The 17,991-nt window shown below is 71.0% G+C and carries 20 protein-coding genes; 10 read left to right on the top strand and 10 right to left on the bottom strand.

All coding sequences use genetic code 11. The features are described from left to right. Genes ACLJQF_RS09660 through ACLJQF_RS09680 form a run of 5 tightly spaced genes read left to right on the top strand, consistent with a single transcriptional unit; the run spans nt 1 to nt 5,453 of the window. A complete protein-coding gene (locus ACLJQF_RS09660) occupies nt 1–1,359 on the top strand; it encodes an extracellular solute-binding protein (protein ID WP_410607873.1) in 1,359 nt (452 codons plus the stop codon). After that, the gene (locus ACLJQF_RS09665; RefSeq protein WP_410607874.1) at nt 1,356–2,339 is read left to right on the top strand and encodes a carbohydrate ABC transporter permease; all 984 of its coding nucleotides are present in this window, start codon (nt 1,356–1,358) and stop codon (nt 2,337–2,339) included. The genes ACLJQF_RS09660 and ACLJQF_RS09665 overlap by 4 nt, the downstream gene beginning before the upstream one ends. Next, complete coding sequence (locus ACLJQF_RS09670) at nt 2,336–3,226, top strand: carbohydrate ABC transporter permease (protein WP_410607875.1); 891 nt, start codon at nt 2,336–2,338, stop codon at nt 3,224–3,226. The genes ACLJQF_RS09665 and ACLJQF_RS09670 overlap by 4 nt, the downstream gene beginning before the upstream one ends. Then, on the top strand, nt 3,223–4,488 hold the full coding sequence (locus tag ACLJQF_RS09675; RefSeq protein ID WP_410607876.1) for a 6-phospho-beta-glucosidase: 1,266 nt from the start codon (nt 3,223–3,225) through the stop codon (nt 4,486–4,488). Before ACLJQF_RS09670 ends, ACLJQF_RS09675 begins: the two co-directional genes overlap by 4 nt. Then, nucleotides 4,485–5,453, top strand: a complete 969-nt coding sequence (locus ACLJQF_RS09680; protein WP_410607877.1) for an N-acetylglucosamine kinase — start codon at nt 4,485–4,487, stop codon at nt 5,451–5,453. Before ACLJQF_RS09675 ends, ACLJQF_RS09680 begins: the two co-directional genes overlap by 4 nt. Nucleotides 5,454–5,531: 78 nt before the next feature. On the opposite strand, the gene ACLJQF_RS09685 is transcribed toward ACLJQF_RS09680, so the two are convergent. The 4 genes from ACLJQF_RS09685 to ACLJQF_RS09700 all read right to left on the bottom strand — a co-directional run bounded on the left by ACLJQF_RS09685 (nt 5,532) and on the right by ACLJQF_RS09700 (nt 8,285). Further along, nucleotides 5,532–6,035, bottom strand: a complete 504-nt coding sequence (locus ACLJQF_RS09685; RefSeq protein ID WP_410607878.1) for an SRPBCC domain-containing protein — start codon at nt 6,033–6,035, stop codon at nt 5,532–5,534. Next, on the bottom strand, nt 6,032–6,355 hold the full coding sequence (locus ACLJQF_RS09690) for an ArsR/SmtB family transcription factor (protein WP_410607879.1): 324 nt from the start codon (nt 6,353–6,355) through the stop codon (nt 6,032–6,034). Before ACLJQF_RS09690 ends, ACLJQF_RS09685 begins: the two co-directional genes overlap by 4 nt. A gap of 68 nt (nt 6,356–6,423) precedes the next feature. Further along, nucleotides 6,424–7,791, bottom strand: a complete 1,368-nt coding sequence (locus ACLJQF_RS09695) for a gluconate:H+ symporter (protein ID WP_410607880.1) — start codon at nt 7,789–7,791, stop codon at nt 6,424–6,426. Continuing rightward, nucleotides 7,788–8,285, bottom strand: a complete 498-nt coding sequence (locus ACLJQF_RS09700; RefSeq protein ID WP_410607881.1) for a gluconokinase — start codon at nt 8,283–8,285, stop codon at nt 7,788–7,790. The genes ACLJQF_RS09695 and ACLJQF_RS09700 overlap by 4 nt, the downstream gene beginning before the upstream one ends. A 101-nt stretch (nt 8,286–8,386) precedes the next feature. Between ACLJQF_RS09700 and ACLJQF_RS09705 the strand changes: the two genes are divergently transcribed. Together ACLJQF_RS09705 and ACLJQF_RS09710 are read left to right on the top strand one after the other, a co-directional pair. Further along, complete coding sequence (locus ACLJQF_RS09705) at nt 8,387–9,091, top strand: FadR/GntR family transcriptional regulator (RefSeq protein ID WP_410607882.1); 705 nt, start codon at nt 8,387–8,389, stop codon at nt 9,089–9,091. Nucleotides 9,092–9,133: 42 nt separating this feature from the next. After that, the gene (locus tag ACLJQF_RS09710; RefSeq protein WP_410607883.1) at nt 9,134–10,018 is read left to right on the top strand and encodes a cobalamin biosynthesis protein; all 885 of its coding nucleotides are present in this window, start codon (nt 9,134–9,136) and stop codon (nt 10,016–10,018) included. Between the two features lie 132 nt (nt 10,019–10,150). Here the strand turns inward: ACLJQF_RS09710 and ACLJQF_RS09715 are convergent, their stop codons facing one another. The 6 genes from ACLJQF_RS09715 to ACLJQF_RS09740 all read right to left on the bottom strand — a co-directional run bounded on the left by ACLJQF_RS09715 (nt 10,151) and on the right by ACLJQF_RS09740 (nt 15,131). After that, entirely contained in the window at nt 10,151–10,771 is a 621-nt protein-coding gene (locus tag ACLJQF_RS09715; protein WP_410607884.1) for an FMN-binding negative transcriptional regulator, read from the bottom strand. A gap of 50 nt (nt 10,772–10,821) precedes the next feature. Beyond that, nucleotides 10,822–11,652 carry an SURF1 family protein gene (locus tag ACLJQF_RS09720; protein WP_410607885.1) on the bottom strand — a complete coding sequence of 277 codons (831 nt, stop codon included), beginning with the start codon at nt 11,650–11,652 and terminating at the stop codon, nt 10,822–10,824. A gap of 97 nt (nt 11,653–11,749) precedes the next feature. Continuing rightward, entirely contained in the window at nt 11,750–13,141 is a 1,392-nt protein-coding gene (locus tag ACLJQF_RS09725; RefSeq protein ID WP_410607886.1) for a ricin-type beta-trefoil lectin domain protein, read from the bottom strand. 82 nt (nt 13,142–13,223) lie between these two features. Then, a complete protein-coding gene (locus ACLJQF_RS09730) occupies nt 13,224–13,685 on the bottom strand; it encodes a low molecular weight protein-tyrosine-phosphatase (protein ID WP_410607887.1) in 462 nt (153 codons plus the stop codon). Nucleotides 13,686–13,929: 244 nt separating this feature from the next. Beyond that, nucleotides 13,930–14,355, bottom strand: coding sequence for a hypothetical protein (locus ACLJQF_RS09735; RefSeq protein ID WP_410607888.1), 426 nt, complete (start codon nt 14,353–14,355; stop codon nt 13,930–13,932). Between the two features lie 203 nt (nt 14,356–14,558). Beyond that, entirely contained in the window at nt 14,559–15,131 is a 573-nt protein-coding gene (locus ACLJQF_RS09740; RefSeq protein ID WP_410607889.1) for a chorismate mutase, read from the bottom strand. Nucleotides 15,132–15,162: 31 nt separating this feature from the next. Between ACLJQF_RS09740 and ACLJQF_RS09745 the strand changes: the two genes are divergently transcribed. The 3 genes from ACLJQF_RS09745 to ACLJQF_RS09755 are packed head-to-tail and all read left to right on the top strand — an operon-like array spanning nt 15,163 to nt 17,909. Beyond that, nucleotides 15,163–15,993 carry a Nif3-like dinuclear metal center hexameric protein gene (locus tag ACLJQF_RS09745; protein ID WP_410607890.1) on the top strand — a complete coding sequence of 277 codons (831 nt, stop codon included), beginning with the start codon at nt 15,163–15,165 and terminating at the stop codon, nt 15,991–15,993. Nucleotides 15,994–16,002: 9 nt separating this feature from the next. Then, on the top strand, nt 16,003–16,740 hold the full coding sequence (locus ACLJQF_RS09750; RefSeq protein WP_410607891.1) for a zinc ribbon domain-containing protein: 738 nt from the start codon (nt 16,003–16,005) through the stop codon (nt 16,738–16,740). Further along, nucleotides 16,737–17,909, top strand: coding sequence for a bifunctional RNase H/acid phosphatase (locus ACLJQF_RS09755; RefSeq protein ID WP_410607892.1), 1,173 nt, complete (start codon nt 16,737–16,739; stop codon nt 17,907–17,909). The genes ACLJQF_RS09750 and ACLJQF_RS09755 overlap by 4 nt, the downstream gene beginning before the upstream one ends. Nucleotides 17,910–17,991: the final 82 nt, after the last annotated feature.

Consider the following 17,991-nt stretch of genomic DNA (forward strand, 5'->3'; position numbering starts at 1 on the left):
ATGCCCCTGACCACCCGGACCCGCCGCGGCGCCCTGCTGGTGGCCGCCGCCGCGGCGTCCGTCCTGCTGACCAGCGCCTGTTCCGGCGCCGCCGCCCCGAGCGGGGGTGACACGGCCGCCGCGCCCGGCAAGGACGACAAGCTCACGCTCACCGTGTACTCCAAGTTCACCGACCGCGAGTACGGCGTGGTCACCGCGGGCCTGAACAAGCTCAAGGCGAAGTTCCCGAACATCGAGATCAAGCACGAGGGCAACCAGGACGACGACAAGCTCACCCAGTCGATCCGCGGCGGCAACCCGCCCGACGTCGCGATCTCGTTCTACACCGACAACCTCGGCGCCTGGTGCTCCACCGGCAGCTTCCAGGACCTCAAGCCCTACATCGAGCGCGACAAGATCGACCTGAACCAGATCCCGGACGCGGTCCGCAACTACACCGAGTACCAGGGCAAGCGGTGCGCGATGCCGATGCTCGCCGACGTCTACGGGCTCTACTACAACAAGGACATGTTCGCGGCGAAGGGCATCACCTCGCCGCCGAAGACCACCACGGAGTGGTTCGAGGACGCCAAGAAGCTCACCGAGTTCAACCCGGACGGCTCGATCAAGGTCGCCGGCTTCCTGCCCTCGATGCCGTTCTACGGCAACCAGGCCCAGTACTGGGCACCGAACTTCGGCGCGCCCTTCCTCGGCGCGGACGGCAAGTCGGACCTCGCCACCAACCCCGGGTGGAAGGCGATGTTCGAGTTCCAGAAGAAGATGATCGACTTCCTCGGCGGCCACGACAAGGTCGAGCAGTTCAAAGCCGGCCTCGGTGACGAGTACTCCGCCGACAACGGCTTCCACAAGGGCAAGCTGGCGATGATCTACGACGGGGAGTTCCGCACCGCGTTCCTCAAGGACCAGACGCCGACCCTGAACTACGCCACCGCGCCGGCGCCGGTGCTCGACAGCATGGCCGACCACTACGGCGGCGGCTTCACCACCGGCACGATCATCGCGATCCCCAAGGGCGCCAAGAACCCCGGCGCCGCGTGGGAGCTGATCAAGCAGGTCACCCTGGACACCGACACCCTGGTGGACATGGCCAACGGCCTGAAGAACGTGCCCAGCACCAAGGCGTCGCTGACCTCGCCGAAGCTGGACCTGCAGCCGCAGTTCAAGACGTTCCTCGACATCTACGACAGCGGCAAGCTGGTCGCCAACCAGACCACCCCGATCGGCGACGCGCACCTCAAGGCGGTCAACGACTTCGCCGAGAAGTGGCAGGCCGGTTCGATCCCCGACCTGACCGCGGGCCTGGCGAAGGTCGACGCGCAGGTCAACGACGAACTCAAGCAGAAGGGCGCGGGCGGATGACGACGCTCGCCGAACAGGCTTCCCCGTCCGCACCTGCGAAGGTGCGGGCGGGGGCCCGCCGGGCCAAGCGCCGCCGCACCGTCCTGTTCTTCATGGCCCCGGCGTTCCTCGGGTTCCTGATCTTCTTCGGCTACCCGCTGATCGCCACGGTTTACTACTCCTTCACCCGCTACGACCTGATCAACCCGCCGCAGTTCATCGGCTTCGACAATTACATCCGGATGTTCACCACCGAGCCGCTGGTCGGCACGGCCGCGTACAACACGCTGTGGCTGGTGGTCGTCCTGACGGTCTGCCGGGTGACGTTCTCCCTCGGCATCGCGTCGGTGATCTCGCGGCTCAAGTCGGGCGTCGGGCTGGTCCGGACGCTCTGCTACCTGCCGACGCTCGCCCCGCCGGCGGCGGCCACCCTGGCGTTCGTCTTCGTGTTCAACCCGGAGTTCGGCCCGGTCAACCGGTTCCTGCGGCTCGTCGGCGTCGACGGCCCGCTCTGGTTCAACAGCCCGGAGACGTCGAAGCCCGCGCTGACGCTGCTGGCGCTGTGGGGCTCCGGCGAGCTGATGATCATCATCCTGGCCGCGCTGCTGGACGTCCCGACCGAGCAGTACGAGGCCGCCGAACTCGACGGGGCAGGCCCGATCCGCCGGTTCTGGCACGTCACGCTGCCGTCGATCTCGCCGGTGCTCCTGTTCGGCGTGGTCAACTCGATCATCTACGCCCTGCAGTTCTTCACCCAGGCGATCGTCGCGGCTTCCGCGAGCGCAGGCACAGCCGACGTCGCCGGGAACTCGAAACTCATCGGCGCGCCGCAGAATTCGACGCTGACGTATCCGATCTGGCTGTACGTCCAGGGCTTCCGCTACTTCAACATGGGGTACGCGGCGGCGATGGCGGTGCTGCTGTTCATCGTTTCGTCGGGCTTCACCTGGATTCTCGTGCGGCAGCTCCGGAAGTCCCAGCATCAAGAGGAGGGCGCATGACCGCCGTGGCCGAAGCGCCGCAGCGCGAAGCGGGCGTACCGCCGAAGGTGCGGTTCAAGCGCAATTGGGACAAACGGCTGTCCTTCATCGCCACGCACGCGATCGGGATCGCGCTCGGCGTGATCTTCATGCTGCCGCTCCTGTTCGTGTTCCTCACCGCGGTGATGGCGAGCGACCAGGCGATGACGGCGAGTCTGTGGCCGACGGAATGGCACTTCGAAAACTTCGTCAAGGTGTTCCAAAAGGCGCCGCTGCTCGAATACTTCGGCAACAGCCTGCTGTATTCGGCCTTGGCGACGGCGGGCGCGCTGCTTTCGGCGATCCCGGCGGCGTACGCGCTGGCGAAGCTGCGGTGGCGCGGGCAGAACCTGTTCTTCATGCTGACCGTGGCGGCGATGCTGCTGCCGCCGCAGGTCACCGTCGTGCCGCTGTACGACCTGTGGGTCCGGATGGGGCTCACCGGCACGCTGGTGCCGCTGATCGTGCCGTACTTCTTCTTCGACGCCTTCTCGATCTTCCTGCTCCGACAGTTCTTCCTCACCATTCCGAAGGACTACCTCGAAGCCGCGAAGATCGACGGCTGCAACGAGTTCCAGGCGATGTACCGCGTGCTCATCCCGATGGCCAAGCCCGGGATCGCGGCCACCGCCATGTTCTGCTTCCTGTTCACCTGGAACGACTACTTCGGGCCGCTGCTCTACACCGGCGAAGACCAGGACCACTGGCCGCTTTCGCTGGCCATCGCGTCCTTCCGCGGCATGCACCACGTCGAGTGGAACATGACGATGGCGGCGACCGCGCTGATCATGGCGCCGGTGATCGTGCTGTTCATCTTCGCGCAGAAGTCGTTCGTCAAGGGCATCACATTCACGGGGGTCAAGGGATGAAGCTGGCAGTCGTCGGTGGCGGGTCCACCTACACGCCGGAGCTGATCGACGGGATCGCCGGCCGCCGGTCCACTTTGGACGTCGACGAGATCGTGCTGGTCGACCCGGACGCCTACCGCGCCGACGCCGTCGGCGGGTTCAGTCAGCGGCTGCTGTCGCACGCCGGGCACCCCGCGCAGGTCCGGACGACGCAGTCGCTGGAAGAAGGCGTCGACGGCGCTTCCGCCGTGCTGATCCAGCTGCGCGTCGGCGGACAGCGGGCGCGGCGGTCCGATGAGACGTTCCCGCACGCCTGCGGCTGCGTCGGCCAGGAGACGACCGGCGCGGGCGGCCTCGCGAAGGCGCTGCGCACGGTGCCGGTGGTGCTCGACATCGCCGACCGCGTCCGCAAGATCGCCGGAGACGATACGTGGATCGTCAACTTCACCAACCCGGTCGGCATCGTCACGCGCGCCCTGCTCAACGAGGGGCATCGCGCGGTCGGGTTGTGCAACGTCGCCATCAACCTGCAGCGCCAGTTCGGGAAGCTCCTGGGTGTCGGCGCGGACGACGTCAAGCTCGTGCACACCGGCCTCAACCACCTGAGCTGGGAGCGCGGCGCGCTCGTCGACGGCGTCGACCGGCTGCCGGAGCTGCTCGATCAGCACCTCGGCTACCTGTCGAACGAGGTGAGTGTCCCGGAGAAGTGGTTGCGGCGGATGAACGTCGTGCCGTCGTACTACCTGAAGTACTTCTACGCGCACGACGAGCAGGTCACCAAGCAGCGCACCGAGCGGCCGCGCGCAGACGTCGTGTCCGACGTCGAGGAAGAGCTGCTGAAGATCTACCTCGACCCGGAGCAGAACACCAAGCCGGAGTCTCTCGAAAAGCGTGGCGGCGCGTACTACTCCGAGGCCGCCGTGCAGCTGGTGCACGCGCTGACCGCGGGCGGGCCGGCCGAGGAGCACGTGGTGAACGTCCGCAACGACGGCACCTTCCCGTTCCTGCCGGACGACGCCGTCATCGAAGCCCGGTCCACTGTGGACTCGAAGGGTGCGACGCCGATTCCGCAGCCGCCGGTGGAGCCTCGGTACTCGGGCCTGATCTCGGCGACGGCGGCGTACGAGTTCCTGGCTTTGGAGGCGGCGCTGAAGGGTGGCCGTGACCGCGTCGCCGACGCCCTGCTGGCGCACCCGCTGGTCGGCCAGTACGCGAAGGCCGACACGCTCGCCGACTCGCTCGTGCAGATCAACCGCGAGTACCTGCCCTGGGCGCGCGGATGAAGCCTGCCATCATCGCGATCGACGGCGGCAACAGCAAGACCGAGGTCCTGGTGATCTCGGAAGACGGCGTGGTGCTGGGGTCCTCACGCGGCCCCGGCGCGTCGCCGCAGAACATCGGCGTCGCGGGTTGTGTGGCGGCGCTGGAGGAACTGGTGCTGGAGGCCTACTCCACGTTCGGGACGCGGCCGAAAGCCGTGCACACCTCCGCGTACCTGGCCGGGCTCGATTTCCCCCGGGAGGAGGAGACGCTGCACGCGGCCCTCGCGGCCCGGGGCTGGAGCGACACCCTGACCGTCGGCAACGACACCCTTGCGCTGCTTCGGGCGGGCAGCGCGGGTGTGGGCGTCGCCGTGGTGTGCGGCGCCGGGATCAACGGCGCCGGCGTCGGCCCGGACGGCCGTGTGCACCGCTTTCCCGCGCTGGGCAAGATCTCCGGCGACTGGGGCGGCGGCTACCGCCTCGGCGAAGAGGCGCTGTGGTGGGCCGTGCGCGCCGAGGACGGCCGCGGCCCTGCTACCGCCCTGCGGCCTGCCGTGGCGCGCTACTTCGGGCAGCCGACGCTGCTGGACGTGGTGCAGGGCCTGCACTTCGAGGAGATCGACCCGGCGTCGATCCACGGCCTGTGCCCGCTGCTGTTCGAGGTCGCGGCGGCCGGGGACGAGGTCGCGCAGGACATCGTGACGCGGTTCGTCGAGGAGGTCAGCGTGTTCGCGGCGGTGATCCTCCGCGAGCTGGACCTGACCGAGGACGCCCCGGAGATCGTCCTCGGCGGCGGTGTGCTGACCGGCGTCGGCGCGCCGGTGATCGCCGAGATCGAGAAGCGGTGCCTGAAGGTGGCGCCGCGCGCGGTGGTCCACGTCGTCGACGTGAACCCCGTGGTGGGGGCGGCGTTGTTCGGACTCGACACGCTGGGGGCGCCCGAGGCCGCGAAGGCGGCGCTCAAGGCGGCGACCCAGCGCACTTGAGAGGGTGGTCACCTTGTCGTGAGTGGTAATTAGGGTTCTAACCCGAATTACCACTCACGACAAGCCGCGGCAGACCCCTTACGGGACGAGGATCTCGCCGGTCTCCAGCAGCGACTTGAGGTCCGAGAGGATCCAGCTCCAGCCGCCGCCGGCGTTCTCGCCCGGCCCGGCGTCGACGTCCTCCATCTGCCCGCTGACCAGCGCGGCCGTGTTCGGCGCGCCGGTGACGTCGTGGGTGATGGTGAGTCTGGTGCCCGCGGTCTTCGTTGCCTCGATGTCGTAGGTGAGGGTCGTGTAGGGCTCGTCGGCGACCTCGGGGCTCATCAGCAGCTTCCAGGTGATGACGAGCTTGCGCGGCGGATCGACCTCCAGGACCTCGCCGTCGACGAGGTCGCCGGTGAACCCGGCGTCGATGAAGCCCTGCGTCGGCCGGGTGCGGTGCTTGCCGCCGACCTTGAGGTCGTAGTCGACGAGGCCGGTGTAGCCGTACTTTTCGGTCCACTCGGGCTTGGTGATGGCCTCCCAGATGCGTTCCGGGGTGGCCTTGATGTAGACGCGGTGGACCTGCACGGTGTTCGTCATGGGTCTTCGCCTTCCAGCTCGTTCTTGAGGTCGAGGAGCGCGGTGACCTGGCGCTCGGTGTACTTGTCGATCCACCGGTCGTGGATCTGGCGGATCGGGACGGGGTTGAGGAAGTGCCGCTTCTCGCGGCCTTCCTTCCGGGCGACGACGAGCCCGGCCTCCTCGAGGAGCTTCAGGTGCTTCATGACGCCGAAGCGGGTCATCTCAACCTGGGTCTCCAACTCGGTGAGCGTGCGGCCGTCACGCTCGAAGAGCAGGTCGAGCAGGAACCGGCGGGTCGGATCCGCCAGCGCCTTGAACACCAGGTCGTCGTCGGGCACCCCCCGACCATAGGTGACCAAAAGGTCACATGTCAACGGCCGCCACTTTCACGTGAAAGTGCCGTTGTTTAGACCACTAGGGAGAGGGGGAGGATGAGGGCGATGGCGACCACCGAGATCAGCGTCTCCATCACCGACCAGCTCTTCAGCGTCTGGCCGACCGAGAGCCCGAAGTACTCCTTGACCAGCCAGAACCCGGCGTCGTTGACGTGCGAGAAGAACAGCGACCCGGCGCCAATCGCCAGCACCAGCAGCGCACTCTGCGACGGGTCCATGCCCGCGGCGAGCGGCGCCACGATGCCCGCGGCGGAGACGGTCGCGACCGTGGCCGAGCCCGTCGCCAGCCGGATCGCCACCGCGACCAGCCAGCCGAGCAGCAGCGGCGAGAGGTGCGCGTCCTTCGCCAGGCCGGTGATGACGTCGCCGACGCCGGCGTCGACCAGGGTCTGCTTGAACCCGCCGCCCGCGCCGACGATCAGGATGATCCCGGCGATCGGCCCGAGCGAGTCACCGACCACAGTGGACAGTTTCGCCCGGCCGAGCCCGGCCGGGCGGCCGAGCAGCACCATGCCCACCAGCACGGCCGCCAGCAGCGCGATCAGCGGGTCGCCGACGAAGTCCAGGATCTTGCGGGCCTGGTTGTCCTTGGCCAGCAGGATGTCCGACAGCGCTTTCGCCAGCATGAGCACGACCGGCAGCAGCACCGTCGTGAGCGTCGCGGCGAAGCTCGGACGCGGCTTGTCCGGGTCGGCGCGTTCCGGGATCAGCCGCTCGGGAGCCACGGCGTCCGGCACCAGCCGGGCCGCGACCTTGCCGAACAGCGGGCCCGCCACGACCAGCGTCGGGATGCCGACCAGCAGACCGAACGCCAGCGTGACGCCGACGTTCGCGTTCAGCGCGCCGGCCGCGGCGAGCGGGCCGGGGTGCGGCGGGACGAGCCCGTGCAGCACGGAAAGCCCGGCGACGGCGGGAATGCCCAGCAGCATCAGCGGTTTCCCGGTGCGCTTGACCGCGAGCAGCACCACCGGGATCAGCATCACGAGGCCGATCTCGAAGAACATCGGCAGCCCGATCAGGGCCGCGACGAGGGCCATCGCCCAGGGCAGTGCGGCACCGCGGGCCTTGCCGAGCACGGTGTCGACGATCTGGTCGGCGCCGCCCGAGTCGGCCAGCAGCTTGCCGAGCATCGCGCCGAGGGCGATCAGGATGCCGACGGAGGCGACCGTACTGCCGACGCCGGTCGTGAAGCTCTTGAGCAGCTTGTCGACCGGCATCCCGGCGGTCAGCCCGAGCGCGAGCGAGCCGAGGACCAGCGACAGGAACGGGTGCAGCTTCACCTTCGTGATCAACACGACGATGACGGCGATCGCGACGACGGTCGCGACGATCAGGCGGGTGGAGTGACCGGTCCAGCCGGCGGCGAGGACGGCGTTCACGCGTGCTCCCGGAAGGCGGTCAGCGCGGCTTCGGTGATCTCCTCCGGCGTGCCACCGGTGTTGTCGAAGACGGCGCCGGCCTCGCCCGGCTCGAGGGGTTCGAGGTCGGCGAGCTGCGAGTCCAGCAGGGACACGGGCATGAAGTGGCCGGTGCGGGTCTTCATCCGCTCGGCCAGCTGCGCCCGGTCGCCCTGCAGGTGGGCGAACCAGACGTCGCCGCCGCTGCGCAGGACGTCGCGGTACCGGCGCTTGAGCGCGGACGACGTCACGACGCCGCCGGTGGCCTGGTGCTCGCGGATCCAGCCGGCGATGGCCTCGAGCCAGGGCGCGCGGTCCTCGTCCGTCAGCGGCGTGCCGGCGGTCATCTTGTCGATGTTGGCTTTCGGATGGAACGTGTCCGCTTCCGCGTACTCGACGCCGAGGGCCTCGGCGAGCGCCGTGCCGATCGTCGTCTTGCCGGAGCCTGACACCCCCATCACCACGATGACGGTCATCCGCACCTCCCACTTCGTTGTGCCCAGGTGAGTGAAACTCAAAAGTACTACTTATTCAAGATGAAGTACTACTTAATCGAATCAGCCGTTAGATTGATCAGGTGAGGCACGAGCAGGTCCTGGACGCCCTCGGCGCGGCGATCGCGAACGGTTCCCTGGAACCGGGCACCGTGCTGCGCTCGGAAGACCTTCAAGAACGCTTCGGCGCTTCGCGGACCGTGGCCCGCGAAGTCGTCCGCGTGCTCGAGACGATGCAGCTGACCAGCAGCAAACGCCGGGTCGGGGTGACCGTCCGGGAGCCGGCGGAGTGGAACCACTACGACCCGCGGCTGATCCGCTGGCAGCTCGACGGCCCGGCCCGCCCGGCGGCGCTCGCCACCCTGAACGAGCTCCGATCGGCGATCGAGCCGTGCGCGGCGCGGTACGCGGCCCTGCGCGCGACGCCGGAGGAGCGCGGCCGCCTGAGTGCCCTGGGGGAGCGGCTGGCCCGGACGGCCCGCGCGCGTGACCTCCCGGCGTTCCTCGGGTTCGACATCGCCTTCCACGACCTGCTGCTCACCGCGTCCCGGAACCCGATGTTCGGGCAGCTGTCGGAGGTCGTCGCGGAGGTGCTCACCGGGCGGACCGGGCACGGCCTGATGCCGCCGGAGCCGCAGCCCGAGGCCGTGGCACTGCACCTGGCGGTGGCCGCGGCGGTGGCCGCCGGAGACCCGGACCGGGCGGAGCGGGCGATGCGCGACATCGTCGTCCAGGCCCGCGACGAGATCGCCGCCCTGGTGGCGGAGGGTGGCCCCGAGGGCGAGTAGCCTCCTGGCGGAACTGGACTTTCTTTCCGCCAGGGGGCTTGGGTGAGCGCGGCGCGCGCGATCGGACTGGTGTTGGGCGTGGCGGCCGACGGCGCCCTCGGCGACCCCCGCCGGCGTCTCCCGGTGACGGCGTTCCGCCGCCTCCCACACCGATCGGCCGTCTTGGTCGCGGCCGCGGCGGTGGCCGGCGGCGCACTGCTGGAGCGAGCGAGCCGGGGCCGCCCCCTGGTGCAGGCCTCGGCGACAGCGGTGACGACCTGGGCCGTCCTCGGCGCGGCGGGCCTGGCCCAGCAGGGCACGGAACTGGCCCGCAACCTGGAGGAATGCCGCTTCGAACCGGCGCGGACCACGTTGTCCGAACTGGACCCCCGGGTAGCCGACGGCCTGGGCGCGATCGCGCTGTCCCGGGCATCGGTGGAGACGCTGGCGGAGAACACGTCCGACGCGGTGGTGACCCCGCTGGTCTGGGGCGCGCTGGCGGGCGTGCCGGGCTTGCTCGGAGCGCGGGCGGTGAGCTTGCTGCGCCGGTCGCGAGCCGGGCGCCGCGGCCACTGGGCGGTGGACCGCGTCGACGAGCTGGTCCACCTGGTCCCGACGCGCGTCGCGGCGGCGTTGACGGTGCTGGCCGCCCCGGTGGTCGGCGGATCGGCGGGCGGGGCCTGGCGAGCCTGGCGCCGGGACACGATCGCCCACCCGAGCCCGAACGCGGGCCGCGTCGAGGCGGCGTTCGCCGGTGCGCTCGAGATCCGGGTCGGCGGGCGGACGGTGTACCCGCACGGCGTGCTGGAGCTGCCGGTGCTGGGAGTCGGGCGCAATCCGGACGCGGGGCACGTGACGCGCGCGGTGGAGTTGTCGCGCGTGGTGGGCTGGCTCGCGGGGGCGACCTCGGTGGTGGTCGCCGTGGTGGCGGGGTTCGGGCGCCGCTGACGCTCGTTGTCCACAAGGGCGGTCGGCTGTGGACTGTTGCGCCGCTCGGCTCGCTTTCGGCGGTTTTGCCGAATGGGGCCGGTAGACTGGACCTGGGACGCCCCCCAGGGAAGGGCGGGGGAGTTCGCCCGCTCAGCCCCGCCGCCGCAACTGGGCCGAAGCCTCCTCGTCCAACGGTCCACTCCGCTCCACCAGCCGCGCCTCGATCCGCTCCCGGTCCGCCGCCGTCCGGTTCCCGCCGAACTTGAACTTCGCCCGGACACCCGTGATCGTGAACTCGATCCCGCGGATCCCCGGCAGCAACCGCCGATCCGGGGCGTCCTGGGCCGCGCTCACCGGGGCCCGGGCGCCGTCCGGCTCGAAGTGCCGCAGCTGCTTGTCGAGCAGCGCCGCCTTCGCCGCCGGGTCGTCGACCAGCCGCACGTCCCCTTCGAGCTGCACCGTCGCGTAGTACGACGTCGGGACCCCATACGCCGGGTCCGCGGTCGCGTTCCAGTCCGCGCGGATGTAGGTGTAGTCGCCGATCACCGTCAGCAGCGCCCGCGGGTGCTCCTCCAGCAGCGGCCAGATCGGGTTCGGCCGGGCCAGGTGCGTGACGATCGTGCGATCGCCGTCGAACGCGAAGTGCGCCGGCGTCACCACCGGCAGGTCGCGGGCTTTGCCGCCGGCGATCAGCTGGCCGAAGTCGTGCCCGGACAGCCACTCCTGCCACTCGGCGTCCGAAGCGGCGGCGTCCCACGGGTGGATCAACATGGCCCGAGTATCCCCGAGGCAAGTGGCCTCGTCAGAGGGCCATTTCCGGCCTACTTCTGATGGCCACTTTCGGCGAGTTCGTCTTCCGCGAGGATCTCCGCGACGGACTTGCGGCGCGACGGAGAGGCGGACGCGTCGAGCGCTCCGCCCGGCTTCAGCTCACGGACCGTGAAGTACAGCCAGCCGAGCAGCGCCATCGCGCCGAACGCGATCCACTGCAGCGCGTACGACAGGAACGGTCCCGAGTCCGTCTGCGGCAGCGGCAGCGCGCCGAGCACGCCGGGCTGGCCGAGGTCGAGCTGGAAGTAGCCCGGCCGGATGTCGAGGTCGCCCGCCCGCGCCACCACCCGGGAGTCGACGACGTAGCTCTGCAGCCGCCCGCCGGTCGAGGCGTCGGCGAACGCGTCGCGATTCTTCGGGTCGGTCTCGTCCGCGCGCACCCGGGCCGTCACGGAAACGGTCCCGGCCGGTGGCGGCGCGAACGGCAGCGCGGCCGACTTGCTGTCCAGCCGGACGTAGCCGCGGTCGACCAGCACGATCGTGCCGTCGGTGGTCCGCATCGGCGTCAGCACCTCGAAGGCGCCTTCGCCCTGGACCGTCCGCAGCCGCGCGATGACCTCCTTGTCCGGGAGGTACTGGCCGGTGATCGAGACGAGGTGCCATTCGGTGTGCGGGCCGGGCACGCTGCCCGGTGGCAGCAGCTGCGTGAGCGGCACCGGCGCCGCGGTGAACGACGTCTCCAGGGCGGCGTTCTGCTGCTCGCGCTCGGTGTTGCGGCCGAACTGCCACGGCGAGAGCAGCGTGAAGCAGCAGATGGCGAAGGTGAACACCACCGCCGTCAGTGCCAGCCACCCGGGCCGGAGCAGGAACCGCAACCGCACCCCTCCACGGTAGGCCGTGCCCCGCCGGGGCCGCCCGCCGACCTCCGCCACCGGTGACGGAGATCGGACGAACCGCCCGGCGGGGCGAACCGCGGTCTCAGCGATCCAGCCGCCACTGCTGGCTCGGGTTCCCGGCGACGCAGACGGCCGTGATCACCCGGCTGCCCGGCGCGTTGGACCCCAGGTCGGCGCACAGGCCGTTGTGGTTGCGCAGGGTGCCGTCACCCGGCGTGGTCCACTGCTGGCTGGGGTGGCCGGCCTCGCAGGCGACCATGATCAGCCGCGTCCCGGGGTCGTCGGAGCCCAGGTCGGCGCAGAGGCGGTTGGTGTTGATCAGCGCCCCGCCGGAAAGCCCCCACCGCTGGCTGATGAGGCTCTCCTCACAGGTCACCATCATGATCGGCGCCTTCTGGGCGTTGGAGCCGAGGTCGGCGCAGAGGCCGTTGTTGTTGCGCAGGGTGCCGTCGCCCTTGAGGAACCACTGCTGGCTCAGGTTGCCGGCTACGCACTCGGTGACGAGCAGCGGCGTGCCCGCCGCGTTGCTGCCGAGGTCGGCGCAGGCGCCGGCCGCCGTCCGCAGGGTGCCGTCGCCGGGGAACCGCCACTGCTGCTCCGGGCCGGCCGTGCACGCGCTGGTCCCGACCGCCGTCCCGGTCACGCCGAGGCAGCGCCCGTCCGGGGTGCGCACGGTGCCGTCACCGGAGAGGGCCCACTGCTGCCCGGCCGCGCCCGGAGCGCAGACCGCGGTGGTCGCCGGGGCGCCGGCGCCGGTGCACAGGCCGTTGAAGTTGCGGATGGCGTACGGCGGGATCTGCGCCCGGACCCAGTCGGCGATCTCGTCGAGCCGGGTTTCGGTGGTGCCTTGGCGGGTCTCGGTCTCCCCGATGCAGCCGTGCTGCCACGACGCGGCGTTGATCGCGACCAGCTCGGCCGCGCCGCCGGTCTCGCGCAGCGCCGGGCCGCCCGCGTCGCCCTTGCAGGTGGTCGCGCCGGCCGTGACGGCCAGCGTCGTCGCGGTGCTCGACTGCACCGTGAAGTTCGCGGTGGACAGCTTGTCCGGCACCCAGTCGGTCGCGGTCCGGCCCCAGCCGGCGATCCGCAGCACCTCACCGGTCTGCACCGGGGTCTTGGCCAGGGCGACCGGCGCGACGGTGAAGACCGGCGCGTCCAGCCGGGCCAGGATGAGGTTCCGGTCGGTCCGCGGCACGAGGGCGGTGACCGGGGCGGTCCGCCCGCCGACGGTCACGGTGGCCGCCGCCGGCGGCGGACCAGCTGGCACCGAGCCCCCGAAGCAGGTCGACGCGGTCAGCACCCACTGCGGCGCGACCAGCGACCCGGTACAGGCCCGGCCGGCGGTGTTCACCTTGGCGACGAACGAATACGTTCCGTCGGCGGCTTGGCTTCCCCCGGTGACCGCGTGGGCAGGCGCGGCGGCCAGTACCCCCGCCGCCGTCACGAGCGTGAGAACGCCCGAAATCCTTTTGAGCACGTGAATCCCCTCATCGATGACGATGCCGGAGGGGATATCGCCGGGGACGGGGAGACAGTACGGAGCCCGGTTGTGATGCCGATCATGCCTGAGTGCGGACCCAGTCGAGCAGGCCGGGCACCGCGCGCCGGATCATGCCGAGGACCTCTTCGAAGCCGTCGTCGCCGCCGTAGTACGGGTCCGGAACCTCGGCGCCTTCGGGCGCCGACGGGTCGAACGACCGCAGCAGCCGCACCTTCGCCGGATCGCCGGCCCGGGCGCGCAGGAATTCGAGGTGCCCCTCGTCGGCGGCCAGCAGCAGATCGGCGGCGAGGTCCTCGTCCGACACTTCGGACGCGACGTGGGCGGTCGGGTAGCCGTGCGCCTTCAGCGTCGCACGGGCGCGCTTGTCGGCGGGCTCCCCGGCGTGCCACGGACCGGTCCCCGCGCTGGTGACGCGGACGGCGTCACCGAGACCGGCGTCGTCGAGCTCGGCCCGGAACACCAGCTCGGCCATCGGGGAACGGCAGATGTTGCCGGAGCAGACGAAGACGATGTGCGTCACGCCCCGAGCGTAACCACCGGGTTCACCCCGTCACCCGCCCGCTCGGCGGTATCCGCGGCCCGCGGCGCGCACTTAGCGTCGATCGGGCGAGGACGCGAACCGGAAGGAGAGCGATCATGCACGGGTGCTGCTCGAAGTGCACTGGTCAGGGCTGCGGCTGCTGCGGCAACTGCAACTGATCCCACCGGCGCCCGCGGCGGCCCGGTGCCGCCGGGGCGCCCCCAACCGCGCCCCCGGTCCAGGGTCAGGGGTGGTAGTACTCCGCGATCCTGGTGACCACGTCGCCCTTCACCGCGATCTTGACCGCGTACAGGCTCTGCGGGGTGGTCGCCAGGAACTCGGCGCGGGTGCACGGGTTGGCACCCGTGCCGTCGAGGCTCGTCGCGAGGCCCGCGGCCGCCGACGCGCACCAGCTGCCGACTCCCGTGAAGATCTTCACGTCGCCGGCCAGGACCGCCTGGTGCGCGGTGCCCGGGACCGGTTCGGCGTAGTTGCCGTTCTCTTCGGCCTTGACGAACCGGGCGTCCGACCACTCCACCAGGCCGTCCGGGTGGATCGCCGTCACGATCCCGTCCGCCGTCGCACCGTCGGTGCCCAGCACGAGCACTCCGGCCGCGGCCAGTGCCACGGCCGAAACGGCCGCGGCGATCATCCACTTCGTCCTCGTCACGCCGGTACGGACGCGCGCGGGGACCGCGGGTTGCGCAGGCGCTGGCGCGCGTCTGGTTCGTTGACAGCAGCTCGGCTCAAGCGCCCCAATGTGGCCTTGGTTGCGTCTGACGCACCCAAGGCGGCCTTCGGTGCGTCAGACGCACCGAAGGCCGCCTTGGGGCGCTCGGGTTGGTGAGCGTCGACGAATCTGCGACGCGCGATCTAGCCGCCTTGCGAGAGACAGGTCGCCGACGTCGCTTCGCCGAGGGCGCGTGCGTGCAGTGCGTCGAAGCGGTGGAAGACGTCCACGACCTCCGCGGTCACCAGCTGCGCGACCGGGCACGACCGCGCTTCCCGCGCCGGCGTCGTCGCCGCGAGTTCCGTCAGCAGGCCCGTGTTGAGCCCGTCGATCACCGGGCGGATCCGCCCGAGGTCCGGGCGGCTCGTCGGCGCCTCCGCGGGGTGGGCGTCCCAGCGTGCGTAGAGGCCGCGCTGCACCAGCTTGTTCGCCTCGATCTGGGCGCGGAAGAACCGCACCGCGGCCGCCGGGTCGAGGCCCAGGCCCGGGGCCCGCGCCGCGACCGAGTCGTAGATCTGCTGCTCGCGCGCCGGGTCGTCGATCGGCGACGGCGTGCCGTACTTGGCCGCGGCCACCTGGTCGGCGATCGCGACGCGCTGGGCCGCCAAGTCCGTGAGCCGGAGCAGCGAGGGATTCGAAGCCGAAGCGGGGGCCGTGCAGAGGAGGGACGCGGCGAGGACCGCCGTCACCGTGACGAGCAGGGACCGAAGGCGCATGGCCCGGGACGGTACATGCGAAAATCCCCGCGTGTCCGCGCCTTCCGCCATTTCCGAAGTCATCTCCGTCCTGGAACGGGCCTATCCGCCCGAGCTCGCCGAGTCGTGGGACGCCGTCGGCCTCGTCTGCGGCGACCCCTCCGAGCCCGTCGGCCGCGTGCTGTTCTGCGTCGACCCCGTCGCCGAGACCGTCGACGAAGCCGTCGAGCTCGGCGCGCAGCTGATCGTCGCCCACCACCCGCTGCTGCTCCGCGGCGTGCACGGCGTGCCCGCCGACACCGCCAAAGGCGCGCTCGTGCACCGGATGATCCGCGAAGGCATCGCCCTCTACTGCGCGCACACCAACGCCGACTCCGCCGACCCCGGTGTCTCCGACGCGCTCGCGCAGGCGATCGGGCTGCGCGTCACCGGTCCGCTGGAGCCGAAGGCCGACGGCGTCACCGGCATCGGCCGCCTCGGCGAACTGCCCGAGGCGGAGCCGTTCGCGGCGTTCGTCCAGCGCGTCGCCGACGCCCTCCCCGCGACCGTGCCCGGCGTGCTCGGCGCGGGCGACGCCGACCGCCCGATCCGCACCGTCGCGGTGTCCGGCGGCGCCGGGGACTCCTACCTGAAGCAGGCCACCGAGGCCGGCGTCGACGCCTTCGTCACCGCCGACCTGCGCCATCACCCCGCCGGTGAGCACCTCGCGGCCCGGGGCCCGGTGCCGGCGCTGGTCGGGCTGACCCACTGGGCCAGCGAGTGGCCCTGGTGCGGGCAAGCCTCGGCGCTCGTGGCGCGGGCCTTTGCGGGTAACGTCGACGTTCACGTCTCCACGAGGTGTACCGACCCGTGGAACGTCCGCGCCGAGCGCACATCGATTTAGAGGAGCACCGTGAAGGCCGAACCCGCCGTGCAGCGCCAGTTGCTCGAGCTCGCCAAGGTGGACGCCGAGCTTTCGCGCACCGCGCACCGCCGCCGCACCCTGCCCGAACTGGCCGAGATCGACGCCGGGGAGAAGACCGCCCGCGAGCGCCGCGACGCGCGCGTGTCGGTGGAGACCGCCGCCTCCGACCTCGACCGCGAGATCGCCCGGCAGGAGAAGGAGATCGAGTCGGTGCGCGCCCGCGAGGACCGCGACCGCAAGCTCCTGGCCTCCGGCTCGGTGAACTCCAAGCAGATGACCGACATCGAGCACGAGCTGCAGTCGCTGGAACGCCGGCAGAGCGCGCTGGAGGACGACCTGCTGGAGCTGATGGAACAGCGCGAGGCCCTCGGCCTGGACGCGCAGCGCACCGGCGCCGAGGTCGACAAGGCCGAGGCCGAGGTCGCCGCCGCGATCGCCCGCCGCGACGAGGCGTTCAAGGACCTCGACACCACCCGCGCCCGCCGCGACGAAGACCGCGTGAAGCTGCTGCCGCGCTTCCCGGAGCCGCTGCTGAAGCTGTACGAGCGCGTCCGCGAGCACAAGGGCATCGGCGCCGCGCTGCTGCGGGCCCGCCGCTGCGGCGCCTGCCAGCTGGAGCTGGACCGCAACACCGTCAACGAGATCAAGGCCGCGCCGGAGGACGACGTCATCCAGTGCGAGAACTGCGGCGCGATCCTGGTCCGGACCTTGGAGTCGGGTCTGTGACGTCGCATGTCGTGATCGAGGCCGACGGCGGCTCCCGGGGCAACCCGGGGCCTGCCGGGTACGGCGCGGTGGTGAAGGACCGCGACGGCCAGGTCCTCGCCGAGCGCAAGGAAAGCCTCGGCATCGTCACCAACAACGTCGCGGAGTACAACGGCCTGATCGCCGGCCTCGCCGCCGCGGCCGAGCTCGGTGCGTCCACTGTGGACGTCCGGATGGACTCCAAGCTCGTGGTGGAGCAGATGTCCGGGCGCTGGAAGATCAAGCACCCGGACATGCAGCCGCTGGCCGAGCGGGCCAAGGAGCTGGCCGCCGGCTTCGGCCGCGTCCGCTACGAGTGGATCCCGCGCGCGCAGAACTCCCACGCCGACCGCTTGGCCAACGAGGCCATGGACGCGGCGACCGGCAAGCCCGCCGCCGGCCGGCCCGGCAAGGCCGCGAAGACCGGCACCGCCGCGGAGGGGACCGCCGCGCTGCCGAAGCTGCCGACCCGCAAGCCGGACCGCTCGACGGTGGCCTGGACCGGTGCGAAGGGCACCCCGACCCGGCTGCTCCTGCTCCGCCACGGCCAGACGGAGATGTCGGCGCTGCGCCGCTACTCCGGCCGCGGCGACGTCCCGCTGACCGAGCTGGGCCGGACGCAGGCCGCGGCGGCGGCGAAGCGGCTGGCCGCGATGGACGGGCTGGTCGACGGCGTCGACGGCGGAGTCGTCCCGATCATCGCCTCGCCGCTCACCCGCACGAAGCAGACCGCGCAGGCCGTCGCCGACGCGCTGGGCGGCCGGGTCGAGACCCACCCCGGACTGATCGAGACCGACTTCGGCGAGTGGGAGGGCCTGACGTTCGCCGAAGCGGCCGATCGCGACCCCGACCTGCACCGGTCCTGGCTGGGCGACAGCTCGGTGCCGCCGCCCGGCGGGGAAAGCTTCGACGTCGTCCACCGGCGGGTCCGCAAGGCCCGTGACGAGCTCATCGCCGAGCACGGCGGCCGGACGTTGGTGCTGGTCAGCCACGTGACGCCGATCAAGACGCTGCTCCGGATGGGCCTCGACGCCGGGCCTCAGCTGCTGTTCCGGCTGCACCTGGACCTGGCGGCGCTGTCGATCGTCGAGTTCTACCCGGACGGGAACGCGTCGGTCCGGCTCGTGAACGACACCTCGCACCTGGCCTGACCGGCACTGCGCTGATGAGGGCACTGCGCTGATGAGGGCACTGAGCTGGTGGGCGAAATGTGGGGTGGATCACGCTCAACCC

Source organism: Amycolatopsis sp. lyj-109 (assembly GCF_046548995.1).
In the GTDB taxonomy this organism is placed as follows: domain Bacteria; phylum Actinomycetota; class Actinomycetes; order Mycobacteriales; family Pseudonocardiaceae; genus Amycolatopsis.